At 69.2% G+C, this 17,459-nt stretch carries 14 protein-coding genes and 19 tRNA genes; 28 read left to right on the forward strand and 5 right to left on the reverse strand.

Translation table 11 applies throughout. From position 1 onward, the window contains the following. Window position 1 precedes the first annotated feature (1 nt). Window positions 2–928 (reverse strand): hypothetical protein, encoded by a 927-nt coding sequence (locus ACSHV8_RS02885; RefSeq protein ID WP_436529098.1) that lies wholly within the window; start codon window positions 926–928, stop codon window positions 2–4. Window positions 929–1,312: 384 nt separating this feature from the next. On the opposite strand from ACSHV8_RS02885, the gene ACSHV8_RS02890 reads away from it, so the two are divergent. The 4 genes from ACSHV8_RS02890 to ACSHV8_RS02905 all read left to right on the forward strand — a co-directional run bounded on the left by ACSHV8_RS02890 (window position 1,313) and on the right by ACSHV8_RS02905 (window position 5,109). Continuing rightward, on the forward strand, window positions 1,313–1,996 hold the full coding sequence (locus tag ACSHV8_RS02890) for a FadR/GntR family transcriptional regulator (protein WP_436529100.1): 684 nt from the start codon (window positions 1,313–1,315) through the stop codon (window positions 1,994–1,996). Continuing rightward, the gene (locus ACSHV8_RS02895) at window positions 1,993–2,820 is read left to right on the forward strand and encodes a sterol desaturase family protein (protein ID WP_436529102.1); all 828 of its coding nucleotides are present in this window, start codon (window positions 1,993–1,995) and stop codon (window positions 2,818–2,820) included. Before ACSHV8_RS02890 ends, ACSHV8_RS02895 begins: the two co-directional genes overlap by 4 nt. Next, a complete protein-coding gene (locus ACSHV8_RS02900) occupies window positions 2,817–3,458 on the forward strand; it encodes a lysoplasmalogenase (RefSeq protein WP_436529104.1) in 642 nt (213 codons plus the stop codon). Before ACSHV8_RS02895 ends, ACSHV8_RS02900 begins: the two co-directional genes overlap by 4 nt. Before the next feature lie 61 nt (window positions 3,459–3,519). Further along, complete coding sequence (locus tag ACSHV8_RS02905; RefSeq protein ID WP_436529106.1) at window positions 3,520–5,109, forward strand: hypothetical protein; 1,590 nt, start codon at window positions 3,520–3,522, stop codon at window positions 5,107–5,109. A gap of 321 nt (window positions 5,110–5,430) precedes the next feature. Here ACSHV8_RS02905 and ACSHV8_RS02910 read toward each other — a convergent pair whose 3' ends face one another. Continuing rightward, window positions 5,431–5,991, reverse strand: a complete 561-nt coding sequence (locus ACSHV8_RS02910; protein WP_436529108.1) for a TetR/AcrR family transcriptional regulator — start codon at window positions 5,989–5,991, stop codon at window positions 5,431–5,433. 74 nt (window positions 5,992–6,065) lie between these two features. Here ACSHV8_RS02910 and ACSHV8_RS02915 point away from each other — a divergent pair, with 74 nt between their 5' ends. The 22 genes from ACSHV8_RS02915 to ACSHV8_RS03020 all read left to right on the forward strand — a co-directional run bounded on the left by ACSHV8_RS02915 (window position 6,066) and on the right by ACSHV8_RS03020 (window position 11,318). Continuing rightward, complete coding sequence (locus tag ACSHV8_RS02915; protein WP_436529110.1) at window positions 6,066–7,502, forward strand: MFS transporter; 1,437 nt, start codon at window positions 6,066–6,068, stop codon at window positions 7,500–7,502. A gap of 542 nt (window positions 7,503–8,044) precedes the next feature. Further along, window positions 8,045–8,116, forward strand: a tRNA-Trp gene (locus ACSHV8_RS02920). A gap of 91 nt (window positions 8,117–8,207) precedes the next feature. Further along, window positions 8,208–8,280 (forward strand) — tRNA-Ala (locus tag ACSHV8_RS02925). Between the two features lie 10 nt (window positions 8,281–8,290). Further along, window positions 8,291–8,363, forward strand: a tRNA-Arg gene (locus ACSHV8_RS02930). Window positions 8,364–8,386: 23 nt separating this feature from the next. After that, a tRNA-Glu gene (locus ACSHV8_RS02935) sits at window positions 8,387–8,461 on the forward strand. A gap of 1 nt (window position 8,462) precedes the next feature. After that, window positions 8,463–8,535: transfer RNA gene (locus ACSHV8_RS02940), tRNA-Gly, on the forward strand. 78 nt (window positions 8,536–8,613) lie between these two features. Further along, window positions 8,614–9,168 (forward strand): hypothetical protein, encoded by a 555-nt coding sequence (locus tag ACSHV8_RS02945; RefSeq protein WP_436529112.1) that lies wholly within the window; start codon window positions 8,614–8,616, stop codon window positions 9,166–9,168. A gap of 49 nt (window positions 9,169–9,217) precedes the next feature. Continuing rightward, window positions 9,218–9,290 (forward strand) — tRNA-Thr (locus ACSHV8_RS02950). Between the two features lie 27 nt (window positions 9,291–9,317). Next, a tRNA-Leu gene (locus ACSHV8_RS02955) sits at window positions 9,318–9,391 on the forward strand. Window positions 9,392–9,403: 12 nt separating this feature from the next. Then, window positions 9,404–9,478 (forward strand) — tRNA-Ala (locus tag ACSHV8_RS02960). Window positions 9,479–9,541: 63 nt separating this feature from the next. After that, a tRNA-Asp gene (locus ACSHV8_RS02965) sits at window positions 9,542–9,613 on the forward strand. Between the two features lie 3 nt (window positions 9,614–9,616). After that, window positions 9,617–9,709: transfer RNA gene (locus ACSHV8_RS02970), tRNA-Ser, on the forward strand. Window positions 9,710–9,716: 7 nt separating this feature from the next. Further along, window positions 9,717–9,790 (forward strand) — tRNA-Ile (locus tag ACSHV8_RS02975). A 4-nt stretch (window positions 9,791–9,794) separates the two neighbouring features. After that, a tRNA-Pro gene (locus ACSHV8_RS02980) sits at window positions 9,795–9,868 on the forward strand. 104 nt (window positions 9,869–9,972) lie between these two features. Then, window positions 9,973–10,045, forward strand: a tRNA-Lys gene (locus tag ACSHV8_RS02985). Between the two features lie 2 nt (window positions 10,046–10,047). Then, window positions 10,048–10,126: transfer RNA gene (locus ACSHV8_RS02990), tRNA-Met, on the forward strand. Between the two features lie 5 nt (window positions 10,127–10,131). After that, window positions 10,132–10,206, forward strand: a tRNA-Glu gene (locus ACSHV8_RS02995). 46 nt (window positions 10,207–10,252) lie between these two features. Continuing rightward, window positions 10,253–10,337 (forward strand) — tRNA-Ser (locus tag ACSHV8_RS03000). 15 nt (window positions 10,338–10,352) lie between these two features. Further along, window positions 10,353–10,424: transfer RNA gene (locus ACSHV8_RS03005), tRNA-Val, on the forward strand. Window position 10,425: 1 nt separating this feature from the next. Beyond that, a tRNA-His gene (locus tag ACSHV8_RS03010) sits at window positions 10,426–10,501 on the forward strand. A gap of 173 nt (window positions 10,502–10,674) precedes the next feature. Continuing rightward, a tRNA-Arg gene (locus ACSHV8_RS03015) sits at window positions 10,675–10,747 on the forward strand. 148 nt (window positions 10,748–10,895) lie between these two features. Further along, window positions 10,896–11,318, forward strand: coding sequence for a hypothetical protein (locus ACSHV8_RS03020; protein ID WP_436529114.1), 423 nt, complete (start codon window positions 10,896–10,898; stop codon window positions 11,316–11,318). A gap of 175 nt (window positions 11,319–11,493) precedes the next feature. Here the strand turns inward: ACSHV8_RS03020 and ACSHV8_RS03025 are convergent, their stop codons facing one another. Together ACSHV8_RS03025 and ACSHV8_RS03030 are read right to left on the reverse strand one after the other, a co-directional pair. Then, window positions 11,494–12,174, reverse strand: coding sequence for a response regulator transcription factor (locus tag ACSHV8_RS03025; protein ID WP_436529115.1), 681 nt, complete (start codon window positions 12,172–12,174; stop codon window positions 11,494–11,496). Then, window positions 12,093–13,271, reverse strand: a complete 1,179-nt coding sequence (locus ACSHV8_RS03030; RefSeq protein ID WP_436529117.1) for a sensor histidine kinase — start codon at window positions 13,269–13,271, stop codon at window positions 12,093–12,095. Before ACSHV8_RS03030 ends, ACSHV8_RS03025 begins: the two co-directional genes overlap by 82 nt. Window positions 13,272–13,469: 198 nt before the next feature. On the opposite strand from ACSHV8_RS03030, the gene ACSHV8_RS03035 reads away from it, so the two are divergent. Continuing rightward, a complete protein-coding gene (locus tag ACSHV8_RS03035; protein WP_436529119.1) occupies window positions 13,470–14,453 on the forward strand; it encodes a hypothetical protein in 984 nt (327 codons plus the stop codon). A 56-nt stretch (window positions 14,454–14,509) separates the two neighbouring features. Here the strand turns inward: ACSHV8_RS03035 and ACSHV8_RS03040 are convergent, their stop codons facing one another. After that, window positions 14,510–16,411 carry an elongation factor G gene (locus ACSHV8_RS03040; RefSeq protein WP_436529121.1) on the reverse strand — a complete coding sequence of 634 codons (1,902 nt, stop codon included), beginning with the start codon at window positions 16,409–16,411 and terminating at the stop codon, window positions 14,510–14,512. 246 nt (window positions 16,412–16,657) lie between these two features. On the opposite strand from ACSHV8_RS03040, the gene ACSHV8_RS03045 reads away from it, so the two are divergent. Continuing rightward, window positions 16,658–17,284 carry a CPBP family intramembrane glutamic endopeptidase gene (locus ACSHV8_RS03045; protein ID WP_436529123.1) on the forward strand — a complete coding sequence of 209 codons (627 nt, stop codon included), beginning with the start codon at window positions 16,658–16,660 and terminating at the stop codon, window positions 17,282–17,284. The last annotated feature ends 175 nt before the right edge of the window (window positions 17,285–17,459 follow it).

Below are 17,459 nucleotides of genomic sequence, written 5' to 3' on the forward strand. Positions count from 1 at the left end.
CCTAACAGGGAGTGGTGAAGCGCTGCGCGGTGAGGCCCGCGCAGAACGAGGAGCGGGCCTGGGCGTACTGGGAGAGGCGCCCGTCGACGAACCAGGTGGAGTTGACCGGGAAGTCGAAGCTGCCGTCGGCGATGCCGTCCCACCCGTACCGGAAGTCCAGGTCGATGTAGACGGCCGCCCTGATGACCTGACTCAGGTCGTAGGTGCCGGACTCGTTGGGGATCGGCCCGCGGTAGCTCATCAGGCCGAAGAGCCGCTTGACCCACAGGTCGCCGCGGGTCGTCTCGAGGCCGCGGGTGTCCGAGCCGTTGTCGGTGAAGTTCATCATCCCGGACTCGGAGACGATCATCGGTTTGCCGTGGACCTGGGCGAACCGCATCATCTTCAGGACGTTGCCGTCGTAGTCGAAGTTCTGCCGGACGGCGGCCGGGTTCCCGTAGGAATCCCGGCCGATGTACGTGTTCCGGCACTGCAACGCACCGGCGTCATAGTCGCCGTTGTAGTGGTAACCGTTGTCGTAGATCGGCAGGCACAGCTCGTGCGCGAAGACCGACACCCCGATCCAGTCGACGACGGCGTCGCCCGGGTACATCTGCTCGAACTCGCCCCGCACCGGGTGGAAGACGTAGCTCACGTTGTCCTGATGCTTACGTGAGTCGATCAAACCCTTGAGACGGGCAAACGCATTTTTGTACGACGAACAGGTCGCGTCCGTGCAGTGGTAGAACGTCGACACCTCGTAGTCGAGCCGCAGGAAGAACTTCGCCCGCGGGTACTGGTTCACGAACGCGATCAGCCGGTCGAACTGCGCCGTGTAGCCACCGGCCGCGATCTCGGCGGTGACCTGCCGGGAGCGGGCCGCCTTGGCGTTCTCGTCCCCGCCGGTGAAGCCGGGCGGGTTGTCCTTCCAGGAGATCCCGATCTGCACGGCCCGGCCTGTGACGCGAGCTGCTCGGCGTACTGCCGGTGCCCGTCGTTGACCCAGTTCCCGGACTTCACCTCGTAGTAGACCGAGCCGCCGGCCGGTGCCGGGGCGAACGACGTGTAGTCGTTCCAGGCCGCGCTCGTGGACTGCCCGACGAAGAGCAGCCGCGAACCGTCGGCCGGTACGAACGTCGAGGCGGCGGCCGGTGTCGCCGCACCGAGCACCACCATCGTGAGGGCCGCGATCGCGGCGACACATCTTCGGAACATGCCGAGACCGTACGAACGTATCGATGAATCCCGAACAGTTTTCGAAACAAGCCGGAAATATTGCCGAACTGGTCCAACCAGTTGACGGGTTGATGTGTGGGCGGGCACACTGCCGCGCATGGATTTCGATCCCGCACCCCGCCAGTCGGTCTCCGACCACGTGTTCGGGCGCCTCCGCGACGCGATCGTGGGCGGCCGCTACCCGGCCGGCGACGCGCTGCCCAGCGAACGCGAACTGGCCACGACCTTCGAGGTCAACCGGCACGCGATCCGGGAGGCGCTGCGCCGCCTGCAGCAGCTCGGCCTGGTCAAGGTCAGTCAGGGCGGCGCCACCCGCGTCCTCGACTGGCGGGAGAACGCCGGGCTCGACCTGGCCATGGCCGGTGACGTGCTGCCGGTCGAGACGTTGTCGCGGGACGTGATGGAGATGCGGGCGACGATCGGGGCCGACGCCGCCCGGCTGTGCGCGCTGCGGGCGACCGACTTCGCCAGGAAGCAGGTCGTCGACGCGGTCGAGATCTACGCGGCGGCGGTGCCCGACCTGGCCCTGATGGGTCCGGCCGACCTGCTGGTCTGGCGGCGCATCGTCGAGGGCTCGGGCAACATCGCCTACCTGCTGGCGTTCAACAGCCTGACCGCCGGGACCCTGGCCGTCGGGCACGTGCCGGCCCACCTGCGTACCGAAGAACTCTTGAACGTCGCGGCCCACCGCAAGCTCGCCGCCCTGATCGCGGCCGGCGAGGCCGCCGAGGCCGAGGCCGTCGCCCGCGGCCTTCTGCACGCGAAGGAGAACGTCCGTTGATCCCCGCCGTGGTCTACGCCATACCGGCGTTCCTGCTGCTCATCGTCATGGAAGCGCTGTCCTTCCGGTTCCTGCCGGATGACGAGGAGCGCGGCTACGAGACGCGTGACACCGCCACCAGCCTGTCCATGGGCGCCGGCAGTCAGGTCATCGGCATCCCGTGGAAGCTGCTCACCGCGGTCGCGTTCGCCGGGCTGTACGTGATCAGCCCGTTCAAGCTCGACCCGCACGACTGGTGGGTGTGGGTGCTGCTGTTCTTCGCCGACGACTTCGCCTACTACTGGTTCCACCGGCTGCACCACGAGGTCCGGGTGTTCTGGGCCGGGCACGTCGTGCACCACTCCAGCCAGTTCTTCAACCTGTCGACCGCGCTGCGGCAGAGCTGGACGCCGATGACCGCGACCCCGTTCTGGCTGGGCCTGGCCCTGCTCGGCCTTCCTCCATGGATGATCTTCCTGCAGCAGTCGATCAGCCTGGCCTACCAGTTCTTCCTGCACACCGAGCGGATCAACCGCATGTGGCGGCCGATCGAGTGGTTCTTCAACACGCCGTCGCACCACCGCGTGCACCACGGCTCGAACGACCCCTACCTGGACCGCAACTACGGCGGCATCCTGATCATCTGGGACCGGATGTTCCGCAGCTTCGAACCCGAGGGCGAGGCCGTCCGGTACGGCCTGACGACGAACCTGACCACGTACAACCCGCTCAAGGTGGCGACCCACGAGTACGCCGCGATCGGGCGTGACCTGCGCACGGCCACGAACTGGCGGGCCCGCCTCGGCTACGTGTTCGGCCGTCCCGGCTGGCAGCCGGCCGCGTGAAACTCAAGATCTTCGCCGCCGTCGCGATCGTCGAGGTGATCGCGGTGGCGGCGGACTGGACACCGGTCCAATGGGTGGCCAAGCCCCTGCTCGCACCGATCTTGATCTGGTACGTCGGCAGGTGGAACCGGCTCACGGCGGCGCTCGTGTTCGCCACGCTCGGCGACGTCGCGCTGCTGATCCCCGGCAAGGTCCCGTTCCTGGCCGGGATGGGGTTCTTCCTCGGCGCCCAACTCTGCTTCCTCACCGCGTTCCTGCGGGCGGCCCGTCCGAAAACGATCGCCTTCACGGCGTACGCAATCGTCTGGTTGTTGGTCAATGCCCTTCTCTGGGATCGGGTGGGCGCGCTGCGGATCCCGATCCTGATCTACAGCCTGGCGTTGGCCGCGATGGCCGCGGCGGCCGTCGCGGTGTCCCGGCGCACGGCCGTCGGCGGCGCGTTGTTCCTGGTCTCGGACCTGATGATCGGTGTCGGGGCGGCCGGGATCGATCTGCCGGCCGCGGGCGTGCTGGTGATGACCACCTACGCGGCCGCGCTCGCGGCGATCGTCACCGGCGCGGTGACCACCGGTCACCCCGTCGCCCGGCCTCACGATCATCACCTCGGGGGTGACGTCCGGGCCACCCGGCCCGGGTGACACCGCCACGGACCCGCCAAAATCAGCGTTTTCGCAGCTCAAAGCCGCGAGACTTGACGGCATGAGATGTCAATTCCTGATCGGTAGCGTCCTGGTCGCCGGGGCGCTCGCCGTCCCCTCCGCGGCGCAGGCCGACCCGGCGATCACGACCCCGGCCCGCTACGAACTCCCCACCACCGACGCCGTCACCGACGTGCTCGCGGTCGGCCCGGAGGTGTGGGTCGCCGCCGGCAACACCGTGCTGATCACGTCGGCAACCGGCCGGGTGCGCACCACGGTGACCGGGCTGCTTGGCGCGAAAGGCCTGACCCCGAGCCCGGACGGGACCAGCGTCTACGTCTCCGAGTCGACCGCCGGCAAGATCGCCCGGGTGTCGACGGCGGGCGAGGTGCTCGGCTCGTGGACGTCGCAGGCCTGCCCCGGCCGGTCGTCGATCGTGGGCGGGGCGCTGTACTACGCCTACTCCTGCGACGTGGAAACCGGCGGCGTCGGACGGCTCGACCTGACCGACCACACCGACCGGAGTGTGCTGACCGATTCCGATCTCGGTGGGCTGACCGGGGCCGGGTCCCGGGTGATCACCTATCCCAGGCGCGGTGTCGCCGGGACGGCCACCGCGTACACGGCGGCCGGCGACGGCACGCTCACCAAGGGCAACAGTGCGGCGCTGGACGCGGCCGACGACGTCGAGATCTCGCCCGACAGCACCCGGTTCCTGGTCACCCAGTCCGCGAGCGAGAACGGCGTGGCCCGCTACAACTCCGCGACCATGACGAAGGACGGCGACTTCCCGACCGGGCCGCACGCCACCGCGGTCGCCTGGTCACCCGACGGCGCGCGCTTCGCCGGGCTGATCGACACCGCCGTCGATCAGCGGCCGGTGCACATCTTCGACGCGGCCGGCGGCACCGAACTGGTCACGTCGCCGGTGGCCGGCACCAACTCGTACTTCAACCCGGCGGGCACCGCGTCCTGGTCGGCCGACGGATCGACGATCTTCTCCATCGCCCAGGAATTCGGCAACGCCCCCACCCTCGTCGCGACGCCGACGGCCGGCCAGGTCGCGACCACCGTGTCGGCCACCGTCGCCCCGGCCAAGGCCTACGGCAAAAACCTGACGATCACGGTACGGACACCCGGGCGCTCCAGGGTGGCGGCAACCGTGTCCGTCCGGCAGAACGGGGTGACCACCGTCGCCGGCATCACCACCAGCGCGACCGGGATCGCCTACCTCAGCCTGGCCGCCCGCGGCAACGGCAAAGTCACCGTGAACACCGCCGCCGACGCCAAATACCTGCCCGCGACCACGACCGCGTCGTTCACGACCCCGTCGGCGCTGTCACTGACATTGATGCACGGCACCACCAAGCGGGGCGTCGTCCACTACCGGTCGATCGGCGCGGTCCTCGGCGCGTTCGGCGTCCTGCCCAAACGGTCGGCCAAGGTCACCGTCACCCTGCAGCACAAGGTCGGCACGTCCTGGCGGACCGACGGCAACATCGTCCTCACCACCGCCAGCGACGGCAGGGTCGGTGTGGTCCTCAAACGCGGCAACAAGAAGGTGATCTACCGCTTCCTCGGCCGGGCCGGCGCGGACACGGTCGCCGCGGCCTCCCCGCCCGTGGCCTCACGCCCGTTCATCATCGATTGATTCCTGGGTACGGCGTTCCGGGGCGGTGGGCATAGCACGGGCCGGTGCCCGGCCGCCCGTTGTCCACACTGATCCGTCGTCCACAGCCCACCCACCCGATCTTGGGTTCCCTTGCGACAATGGTCCGAGGCGCTCCCCCAGTAGGGTGGGTGGGTTGTGTCGCCGGCCGCGGCCAAGATCAGCGTCGATGATCGACTGGTCGCCCCTGACCTGCTCGAATGCGCAGCCGAAGCCGTTGTCGCCGCTCACGCCGAACTGCCCGGGCGCAGCTCTCGATGCCGGCTGAACCCGCGGGTCAGGCCGGCGGGTCAGGCCGGCGGGTCAGGGGCGGATGCGGATGCCGTCGAGGGCGAAGTCGATCACCCGGGCGCGCTGGGCCTCGTCGACGAAAGCGCCGGAGACCAGGCCGGAGATCATGCGCAGGACGTCGTCGAAGCTGGCGTCCGGGCGGACCTGGCCGGCTTCCCGGGCGCGCTGCATCAGCGGTTCGCCGGCTGCGTACATGGTGATGCGGCATGACTTGAACAGCTCGGAGTCGCGGTTCAGCGCGTCGACGACGGCGCGTTTGGTCACCACGTACTGCACGAAGCGGTCGAGCCAGGAGCGCAGCGCCTCCCACGGCGGCTGGTCGGCGACGGCGAGGGCGGCCGCGCTGAGCTGGTTGATCTCCTCGATGTAGACCGCCTCGAACAGGTCGCGGCGGGTCGGGAAGTTCCGGTACAGCGTGCCGATGCCGACCCCGGCCCGGCGGGCGATCTCTTCCAGCGAGGCGTCCGTGCTGCTCTCGGCGAAGATCTCGCGGGCGGCGGCCAGCAGCGCGTCGAAGTTGCGCCGCGCGTCGGCCCGCTGGGGGCGGCGCACCGCGACCGGCACGTCAGGCATCGAGACCCTCCTCACATCACCCTCCCCGGTAATTCGGTTGCTAACCGGAGGGGGTCCTCCACTAATCTGGAGGCATGCCTCGACTTTACCAGGCGACCCCACGCGTGACCTTCACGGTGCTGGCCGCCGCGGCCGCTGCGTTCGCCCTCATGCAGTCACTGGTCACCCCGGTGCTGCCGACCATCCAGCAGGACCTGCACACCACCACCGGCACGGTCACCTGGGTGCTGACCGCCTGGTTGCTCGCCGCCTCGGTGGCCACCCCGCTCATGGGCCGCATCGCCGACATGATCGGCAAGGACCGGACGCTGCTCGTCGCGCTCGGCGCCATCGCGCTGGGCTGCCTGCTCGCCGCGATCGCCCCGAACGTGACGGTGCTCATCGTGGCCCGCGTCGTGCAGGGCCTCGGCGCCGCCGTCTTCCCGGTCTCGTTCGGCATCATCCGGGACATCTACCCGCCGAACCGGGTCTCCTCGGCCATCGGCATCCTGGCCGCGGTCATCGCCAGCGGCAGCGGCCTCGGCATCGTCCTGGCCGGCCCGATCGTCGGCTGGCTCGACTGGCGCTGGCTGTTCTGGATCCCGATGGTCGCCGTGACCCTGGTCGCCGTCGCGGCCTGGCGCGTGGTCCCGCCGTCCCCGACCGGCGTGCGCGGCCGGATCAACTGGCTCTCGGCCGTGCTGCTGGCCGGCTGGCTGGTCGCTCTGCTCCTGCCCCTGAGCAAGGGCGCGACCTGGGGCTGGTCCTCCGGCCGTACGCTCGGATTGTTCGCTCTTGCCCTGGTCCTCTTCGCCGGGTGGATGCTCACCGAGCTGCGTTCGGCCGAGCCGCTCATCGACATGCGGATGATGCGCCTGCCCGCGGTCTGGACGACCAACCTCGTCTCGCTGCTGTTCGGCGCCGCGATGTTCGGCGTCTTCGCGTTCCTGCCGCAGCTCATGCAGGTCCCGGCCAGCACCGGCTACGGCTTCGGCGCCGGCGTGACCGGCGCCGGCCTGCTGATGCTGCCGATGATGGTGACCATGGCGGTGTTCGGCTCGATCAGCGGCCCGCTCACCCGCTGGGTCAGCAACAAGGCGCAACTGCTCATCGGCGCCGGCCTGGGCACCATCGCCGCACTCGCCCTGGCCCTGGCCCACGACAGCCGGGCCGTGGTGTCGCTCACCGGCGCCGTCTTCGGCATCGGTCTCGGCCTGCTCTACTCCTCGATGATCAACTTGATCGTGCAGAGCGTGCCGATGAACCAGACCGGTGTGGCCAGTGGTATGAACACCAACATCAGGACCATCGGAGCTTCCATCGGTACGGCGGTGGTCAGCTCCGTGGTGACCGGGCACGTCGGCCCTCAGGGCCTGCCCGCCGAGTCCGGCTACACCGAGGCGTTCCTGCTGCTCGCCGTGGCCAGCGCACTCGCCTTCCTGGTCGCGCTCCTGGTCCCGGCCGGCCGTCGCCCGTCCGCCGCACGTGAGACGCCCGTGGCGCTGCCGGAGCTCACGCCGGTCGAGGTCTGAGTTCTGAGGTGAACAAGACGCCGGGCCCCGGGCAGCGAGGCCCGGCGTCTGCTCATCGGCACCGCTCCTCGGCGGAGCGCTCGATGAGGTCGTTCGTCGGTTAGGTTAGCCTACCCTTGCCTGGCCGTACAGGGGTTGCCGCGCCTGATGCTCCGGACCGCGCCCGACGGACGCCCGGGGCGGGGTCACATTCTCGCCGGGCATCGCGTTCGACCAGCGCATTCCGATCAATGTCAGATTCGGCCGTTAATTGCGTTGCCGGTCCCGGGACGACGGCTTAACGTAGTCCTCACAAGCGAGCGGACGGCCGAAAGGGCCGGACAGCAAAACGATCAGGGAAGGGGTGACGATCATGCGGTGGCCGACCTCAAGCATGGCGCAGCACGAAACGCTGCGAGCTGAGGGCGTCACGCCCCGATCGGGTCGACCCCTGGCGAGTCTGATCAAGGACATGCCGCAGGAGTGGTGGCGAGGCTAGCAAACCGGCTAGCGTCTCTCCGCCGCCCTCCCGATCCGGGACCGGGCGGTTTTTCTTTACCCCTGCGGGTGTAGCTCAACGGTAGAGCGGCAGCCTCCAAATCTGTCAGATGCGGGTTCGAATCCTGCTGCCCGTGCTTTCCCCTGCTCTTTGAAAACTCCACAGTGGATGACGCATATCTTTTGTCCCGGCCGTCGGCTTTTCGTCGTCGGCGGCCGGGGAACGATGGGCTTGTAGCGCAGTTGGTAGCGCACCGGTTCGGCAGACCGGGGGTCGGCGGTTCGAATCCGCCCAGGTCCACGCACCACAAGTCTCCGTAGCTCAGCGGAAAGAGCACCAGGCTACGAACCTGGGGGTCGTGAGTTCAAATCTCGCCGGGGACGCTTTTTCAGCACGTGTTGATCAGCGCCCGTGAGGTTGCGGAAGGTTAGACCACCGGACTCTCAATCCGGAAGACCGGGTTCGACCCCCGGACGGGTGACGTGGCTGTAGCTCAGCCGGTAGAGCGCCGCCTCGCCATGGCGGAGGCCCCGGGTTCGAACCCCGGTAGCCACTTTGAAATGAGCTCACCGAGAGCATCGGAAGCCAAGAGCGGGTTTGTTCAGCTGACAGCCGGCGGGCTATCTTCGATCAATGGATCGCAAGTGGAAAGATGCGGATCTGCTACGGCTGGTGCCGGCGGTCCGATCTTGGCGGCAGTTGGCAATGGGACTGGGGTTGTCCGGGCGCGGTGGCCGGAACTTTAACATGATCAAGGCGGATGTGATGCGGCTCGGGGTTTCCGTTGATCACTTTGTTGGTCAAGGCTGGCGGGCCAAGTCTGGTAATGGGCGTGATCCGGAGAAGCAGCGGGAGGCTAAACGTCGTTGGTATCAGGAAAATCGCGAATTATATTTAGCCAGAAATGCCAGGAGGCGTCGTGAACGGGTCGATCTTCTCAGAACTATGAAGAGTGTTCCGTGTATGGACTGTGGCGTCGAATATCCGTATTTTGTAATGGATTTCGATCACCGTGAAGGGGAGAAAAAAGAATTTGCCCTGGCTCATGGCACTCGATCGGTTGTTGGACTGGAGAGGTTCATGGCTGAGGCTGAGAAGTGTGATGTAGTTTGTGCGAATTGTCACCGATTTCGCACTGCGCAACGTGGCGGATGGTTTCAGTTTGCATCAGACCGGGCGGGGGACTAGTCGATGCCTGTTGCCCGGTCGGATCAATAACGAAATTAATGATGGTAATGCCGGTGGAGCACGACTGGTCGTGCACTCGTTTCGTAATCGAGAGGCAGCGGGTTCGAGTCCCGCCTCCGGCTCTGGTTCCACAATTTTTGTTTCATTTGGCCCGGGTAGCCCAACGGCAGGAGGCACACCGCTCAGAACGGTGGTAGTGCGCGTTCGAATCGCGCTCCGGGTACGTACGTCGCCAGGGCTCGTAGCTCATTTTCGGTAGAGCGCCGCTCTCGCACAGCGGAGGTGGCCGGTTCGAATCCGGCCGGGTCCACGGGTTCCACGGGTCCACGGGGGTTCCCGCTCCCGCGCCCTTGCCAGCCAGGGGTTCACCCATGCCTTGTTAGCTCAGTGGGAGAGCAAGCGCCTGTCGAGCGCGAGGTCGCCGGTTCGATCCCGGTACAGGGCGCATGGAGAGTTGGCCGAGTCAGGTCTATGGCGGCGGATTGCTAATCCGCAGTGGGGGTTCCGGCCCCCACCGAGAGTTCGAATCTCTCACTCTCCGCTTTCGTGTCGCCGTAGCTCAGCTGGTCGGAGCGCCGCCCTGATAAGGCGGAGGCCGGTGGTTCGAACCCACCCGGCGACACTCTCGGGATGTAGCGCAGCTTGGTAGCGCACCGGTTTCGGGAACCGGGGGTCGTGGGTTCAAATCCCGCCATCCCGACGTCGCATTTGAAGACGCCAGCCGATAGGCGCCGGCCACCGCTTCGAAAGCGGTTGGAGGCAGCGATGCCTCGTGGGCGTTCGACCCGCCCCGTCTTCGCACACGCGTCGCTAGCTCAATGGGTAGAGCAACTGCCTCTTAAGCAGTGGGTTCGGGGTTCGAGTCCCCGGCGGCGCACTCGCAGGGTGGAGGAGTTCGGTCGTCCTCGCCGGTCTCATAAGCCGGAAATCGTGGGTTCGAATCCCACCCCTGCTTCCAATCCTGGCGCGGTGGACGAATAGGGAGAGTCACCTGGTTTTCACCCAGGGAATTTGCGGGTTCGAGTCCCGTCCGCGCTGCTCACGCCGTACGGCGAAATCGGTTTTGTTTTTGGGTTTGATTGTTGGAGGGGCCGGCCTGGCTTCGGAATCGCCGCTGGAAACGGCGTGGGCCCGGACGGGTCCCGTGGGTTCGAATCCCACCTCCTCCGCGTCGGTAATTTTTCGCCCGGATAGCTCAGCGGAAGAGCGCCCCGCTTACAACGGGGATGTCCCAGGTTCGATCCCTGGTTCGGGTACGGTGACAGTAGCTCAGCGGCTAGAGCGCCGGAATGTGGATCCGGTAGACGCTCGGTTCGAATCCGGCCTGGCACCCTTTCACGCATCCCGATCGTCTCGGGGGAGACCGGTCTGCGTGAACGGTTTTGTTCTTACCACGTTCACGATCTGCTGTTTGGGATCGCGGTCGGCTTTTCTGTTTTGCGGGCACGATCTGCCGACAGGGCCGTGTGCCGCATGCGCGCCCGCTTCTCATGCGGGCGCGCACCCGCCTTCGTAGCTCAGCGGAAAGAGCACGGCGTTCCGAGCGCCGGGGTCGCTGGTTCGAGTCCAGCCGAGGGCACGATGTGAGTCATCCACTGTGGGGTCACCGCAGGCGGGCCGGCGCCCGCCCGCCCCTCATAAGGGTGGATCGCCCGGTTCGACACCGGGGCCTGCGACCTGGAAACTTGGCCCGTTCACGGGTGCCGCGCGGTCGTACATTGGATCGCATGGAGCTGCACTGGTGGTCGATCGAGGTATTCGACGGGCCGCGGTCCTCCGCCGCCCGCTGGCAGGATTCATTCGGCAACGCGCTGGTCGAGGCCGCCGTCACGCACGGGGCCTATGACTGGGAATGGCATCGCCACAGCTGGGGTGTCTTGTTCGAGATCGCTTTCCGTGCCGACGAGCGGTTCACGGAATTCCGCGACCTGCCGGCGGTTCGGGCCGCCCTGGACGCGGTGCCTGACCCGGTGAACGGGCTGATGGTCTATCCGGGGCGCGGTGGAAGCTCGGGCCGGGTCCAGCCCCGTCGGCCCCTCCCGAAATCCGGCGCCGGCGCTGCCACGATCCCGGTCGAGCCGCCCCGCACGGAGCTGCATCTGGCCTCCACCGAACCACCCGTCACCACCGCTGGGGTAACCGCCGCCTGACATCCAACCCTGCCGTGCAAGGTCTCGCCTCGCCACCCGCCAATGCTTGTAGTGGCCGGTGTGGCTGGGCTGGGGGCGATTGTCGTGGTGCGGCCGGTTTGGGCTCGTCCAGCGGCGACGCTCCGGGTGGTGGGCGGTCGTCTTGGGGCGGGGTTGGTCCAGGTGGGGCGGTTGGTCAAGAGGCGATGCCGTTGCGGAAGGCGTAGGTGACGGCCTGGGCGCGGTCGCGGACCTTGATCTTGGCGAAGACGTGGTTCACGTGGGTTTTCACGGTGGACTCGGAGACGTGCAGGTGGGTGGCGATCTCGCCGTTCGACAGGCCGGAGCCGATCAGGCGCAGCACGTCCAGCTCACGGTCGGTCAAACCGTTCGGGGCCGGGCCGCGATCGGTGGCCGTCGTGTGCGACACGGGCCGATCGGGCAGCCAGCCGAGCAGGCGGCGCTGGACGGACGGATCCAGGTCGGCATGACCGGCGGCGACCCGGCGCAGGGCGCGCTCGACCTCCTCGGCGCCGGCATCCTTGGTCAGGTAGCCGCGGGCGCCGGCCCGCAGGGCGTCGAGCACATCGGCGTCGTCGGCGAACGTGGTCAGCACGACGACCTGGGTGCGCGGATGCTCGGCCCGGATGCGCCGGGTCGCGGTCACCCCGTCGCAGTTCGGCATCCGTAGGTCCATCAGCACGACGTCCGGATCGTGCCTGGCCACGGCGGCGACCGCTTCGTCGCCGTCGGCCGCGAGCTCGACCACGTCGACGCCGCCGACCAGCGAGAGCATCAGCTGGAGGCCGTCGCGGACCATGCGCTGGTCGTCGGCGATGACGACGCGGAGGGTCCGCTCCTGGGCAGCGTCAGACATATCCGGTATCCCTTTCCGTCCGGTCCGGTGATCAGATCGGCGCCGAGCAGCGCGGCGCGTTCGCGCATGCCGGTGAGCCCATACCCGCCGCCGGCCGAAGTGTCCGGCGGTGAGGGCGCCCCGGTGTCGCGGACTTCGACGCGCAGGGCGTCGTCGGTGAAGGCGACGGTGACCGTGACGCCGGCGCCCGGGGCGTGCTTGCGCGCGTTGGTGAGACCCTCCTGGACGGTGCGCTCGACGGTGAGGGCGGCCGGTGGGGCCGGCGACCAGGGGGCGCCGGACTCCTCGTACTTCGCGTCGGCGTCGGCGGCCAGCACGCGCAGGATCTCGGACAACGGGCGGGCGTCGCCGCGCAGCGACTGGACGGCCCGGCGGGTCTGCTCCAAGCCGTCGCGCGCCATCCGCTGGGCGACCACGATGCGTTCCCGCACGTCGGCCGGGGTGGCGCCGCGGTCGATGAGCAGGCGGGCGCCCTCCAGCTGGACGGTCTGCGCGGAGAGTGTGTGGGCCAGGATGTCGTGGATCTCCCGGGCGATGCGCTGGCGCTCGGCCAGCCGGTCACGCTCGGCGGCCGACTCGCGGGCCGACTGCTCGGCCTCCAGGAGCTGCTCGGCGGTGACCGCGCGATTCCGCGCGCCGCTCACGACCAGGGCGACCACCAGGGCGGCGCCGCAGATCGCGGCCATCAACGGCACGTCCTCGTCGTCGCCGCGGGCCAGCGGGGCGAGGCAGGTGGCGGCGATGACCGTGCCCGCGAAGACGAGGCCGGTGCGGGCCGGGAGCCGGGCCAGGCCCGCGATGATCGCGACCCCGCAGGCCAGCCAGCCGGGTGCGCGACCGTCCACCGCGAGGAGGGTGACACCGCCGGCCGCGAACAGGGCCAGGCCGATCAGGCGCTGGATCCACTGCTCGGGGCCGTGGCGTAATCCGTAGGCCGAGCCGCAGAGACTGATCGCGAGCGCGGCGACCGCGAGCACGCGGTGCTCCGGCGCGGCGAGCGCGACGGTGGCGGCGGCCAGCACGACGAGCGTGACGGCGCGCCCGGCGTTCAGGGCCCACGACCACTCGGGGCCGGCGCGGTGCGAGGTCTCGGACACACGCCCACCGTACGGGCCGGGGCGGCCCGCGGCGTCGGACCCAGGTCTGAGCCGTCACGTCATCCCCAGGGTGGAGGCGACCGTCCACAGTCAACCCTGGGTCTGAACGAAAACATCATCTCCTGAGCCGACGCGCAGGCGTGGCGCCCGGCATACGGTTTGCCGCATCGCACCGCCCGCTCGGAAAGGACCACGTCGATGCGTCGCCGATCGCCCGTCTTCGCACTGTTCTTCCTCGCCCCGCTGGTCGGCGAGTTCTTCCTCGGCGACTTCGCGATCACGCTGCTGCCGCTGCTGTTCGTTTTTGCGCCGATGTACGGCGGCGCCGCCGTGGTGATCCGCGAGGTCACCCGCCGCACCGGGCGGGGCTGGCCCACGATCGTCACCCTCGCGCTGGCGTACGGGGTGCTGGAGGAAGGCCTGATCACCCAGTCCCTGTTCAACAAGGACTATCTGGATCAGCATCTGCTCGACCCGGGATACATACCGGCGCTCGGCACGGCCGCGCCGTGGGTCATCTTCGTGCTCACCCTGCACACCGTGTGGAGCATCAGTGTGCCGATCTCGCTGGTCGAGCAGGGCAGCACCCGGCGCACCGAGCCGTGGCTGGGCCGGGTCGGCGTGATCGTGGCCGCGGTGCTGCTGGCCGTCGGCGCGTTCGCGGTGTTCAACAGCACGCGCACCGACGACAGCCTCAGCCACGGTTTCCTCGAGTCGCCGGGGCAGGCGCTCACGATCGTCGCGATCGCGCTGGTCCTGATCGTGATCGCGTTCCTGCTGCCGCGGCGGGCGGCCGACCGGCCGGGGGCGGTGCCGGCCCCGTGGGCGGTGTTCGCCACCGGGATCGTCGCCGGCGTGCTGTTCATGAGCGTGACCAGCGACGTGCTGTCGACCGGGGCCGGCGTCGCGGCGATGCTGGTGGCCGTGATCGGGATGTTCACGCTCGTCGGCGTCTGGGGGCGGCGGTCGGCGTGGGGGCCGTGGCACCGGTATGCGATCACGGCGGCGGCGCTGCTGACCTACACCTGGCACACGTTCTTCACCAACAGCGCGGGCTTCGTGCTCGACCTGGTCAGCCACATCATCTACGCGGCGGCGGCACTGGCGATCCTCTGGTATGTGGCCCGGCGGATGCGGGCGATGACGCCGGCTCACGACACCCGGCTCGAGGCCGTGGGATGAGCCGGACGGGGGAGACGGGCCCCGGTGCGCGAGACGCACCGGGACCCGTCGATCGATCACGCCGCCGGGCGATATCCGGCCGGGCGACTCGTGAACGTGCCGCGGCCGTGGGTCCGGCTCAGCAACCGCGTCGCATAGCCGAACAACTCGGCCAGCGGCACGAGCGCGGTCACCGTCCGTACACCCGAATCGGTGACCTGGCCCCGCCGGGCCGCAAGGTCGCCGAGCACCGCGCCCAGAGTCTCCGCCGGCGCGCTCACCGTGACCTCGGCGACCGGTTCGAGAACCTCCATCGCGCAGGCGCGAAGCGCCTCGCGCAGGCCCAGCTTGCCGGCGGTGCGGAAGGCCAGCTCGGACGAGTCCTTCGGGTGGGTCTGCCCGTCGGTCAGCGTGACCCGCAGGCCGACCACCGGGTGACCGCCGAGCGGACCCTCGCCGAGTGCCTCCCGGCAGCCGGCCTCGACCGCCCGGATGTACTCGGCCGGCACGCGACCGCCGGTCACCGTCGAGGCGAAGGTGAAGCCCTCGCCCGGCGCGACGTCGAGCACGACGTGGGCGAACTGACCGGCACCGCCGTCCTGTTTGACGTGGCGGTAGAGCATGCCGGTCACGCCGTGACGGACCGTCTCGCGGTAGGCGACCCGCGGCCGGCCCATGAGCACGGCCAGGCCGGTGCGCTGCCGGAGCTTCTCCACGGCGACCTCCAGGTGCAGTTCACCCAGACCGGAGAGCAGGGTCTGGCCGGTTTCCGCGTCGACGCGGACGGTCAGGGACGGGTCCTCCTCGGCCAGCGCGGCCAGCGCCTGCGGCAGGCGCGGCGCGTCGAGGCGTGTCCGGGCCTCGACCGCGACCGAGACCAGCGGGTCGGTGATCCGCGGCGCCTCCAGCTGGACGGGGTGTTCCCTGGTCGAGAACGTGGCGCCGACCTGGGCGGACTTCACCCCGGCGACGGCGACGATGTCACCGGCGGTGGCGCGGTCGATCTCGGTGTGGCGATCGGCCTGAACCCGCAGGATGCGGCCGATCCGTTCGGTGCGCCCGGCGCCCGCGTCCCACACGGTGTCCCCCTTCGTGATCGTGCCGTCGTAGATGCGCAGGTAGGTGAGCCGCCCGGTCCTGGTGGTGTGAACCTTGAAGACCAGGGCCGCGAGGTCCGGGGACCCCGTGGCCGGCTCCGGGAGGAAGTCGACGACGGCATCCAGGAGCGGCTCGATGCCCTTGTTGCGGTAGGCGGAGCCGCAGAGGACCGGGACGGCCTGGCCTTTGAGGGTCAGATCCCGGATCGCCGCTCGCAGGGTCGTGTTCGAGATGTCGCCCAGCTCCTCCAGGGCGGCGGGGTGGAGTTCGGCGACCTGCTCCTCAAGGGCACGGCGGGCGGCCGCGACCTCGGGCGACATCTCCGAGATCTCGGTCATGACGCTGTCGATCCAGGTCCGCAGGCCGATCAGGTCGACGACGCCACGGAACTCGCCCTCGGTCCCGAGCGGCAACTGCACCACCAGAGGAACCACGTCGAGTTTGTCGCGGATGGACGCCACCACGGCCGGCAGGGACGCGCCCGGACGGTCGAGCTTGTTGACGAAGGCGATCCGCGGGACGGCGTAACGGTCGGCCGTTCGCCAGACCGCCTCGGACTGCGGCTCGACCCCGGCCACCCCGTCGAACACGGCGACCGCGCCGTCCAGCACACGCAGCGAACGTTCCACCTCGTCGGAGAAGTCCACGTGCCCGGGCGTGTCGATCACATTGAGGCGATGACCGGCCCAGTCACAGCTGACCGCGGCCGCGAAGATGGTGATCCCACGGTCGCGCTCCTGAGGATCGAAGTCGGTGACGGTCGTACCGTCGTGGACCTCGCCCTTTTTGTGGGTGGCGCCGGTGGCGAAGAGGATCCGCTCGGTCAGAGTGGTCTTGCCGGCGTCGACGTGGGCGAGAATGCCGAGATTGCGGACACGCATGATGGCTGGTTCTTTCGATTCCGATCGGTCGAGGACGTGCGCCCATCCGGCCGCCGGCGAGAGAACTGCCTGGCGGTCAGGGACGTCCGGACCCGGTGGCGCGGCCGGGGCCGGGCACATCGGAGACGAGGATCAGATCGAATCGCGACACGGGGGTCCACATGATCGGGTCCCCCTCTCCTGTCGTGCGGTCGGGTCGAAACTACCCACCGAGCGCAAGGCCGTCGACCGATTTACGGTGGGGGCGTGGGCCCCCTCGTCGCGGTTCTGGCGATCATCGTCGCGGTCCGGATCTGGGCGCGGTTCGGGCCCGGCCGGGCCCAGCTCATCACCGGGCCGCTCGCCGCGGCGCTGCTGGTCGCGGTCTCCGGCCTCACCGCGGGGCAGGCGGGGCTCCGGCTCTCCGGCATCGGGTACGGCGTCGGCGGGGCCGCGGTCATAGCCATCGCGTATGCGGTCGCGGTGCGGCTTCCGGTGGCACGACGATTTTTTCGTACGACCTACGCGCGCCCGTGGTTCACCGCGTTCGTCTCGGTGCCGCTGGCGACGGTCGTCTTCGAGGAGGTGGCGTTCCGCGGGGTGCTCTGGGGGCTGGTCGACCGCGATCACGGCCCGGTCTGGGCGACCGGGGTGACCGGGGTGCTCTTCGGGCTCTGGCACCTGGCACCGGGACGGCCGTGGACCGATGCGCTCGTCACCGCGGTGGCCGGGGTGGTCCTCGGGTCGCTGCGCGCGGTCGGCGGTGGGGTGGTCGGGCCGGCGTTGGTGCATTGGGCTGCCGACGGGTTCGGGGTGCTGGCTGCCGCACATGTCCGGGGCCGGGAGCCCGGCGGTGTCGATCAGCGGGAAGGGCCGCCGCCTGGAGGTGGCTGACCCGGGGCGATTGGAGTCGTGAAGGCCAGGCCCGGGGAGGTTGAGCGGCGAGGGCCGGCTTCAGGGCGCTTGAGGCTGTGGCGGGTCGGCGGCTGTGGCGCGGCTGTGGCGGGTCGGCGGCTGTGGCGCGGGCGGGGCGGGTCGGCGGCTGTGGCGCGGCCGGAGCGGGCTGGGT

Origin of the sequence: Actinoplanes sp. HUAS TT8 (genome assembly GCF_051380535.1) — a bacterium.
Lineage (GTDB): Bacteria > Actinomycetota > Actinomycetes > Mycobacteriales > Micromonosporaceae > Actinoplanes.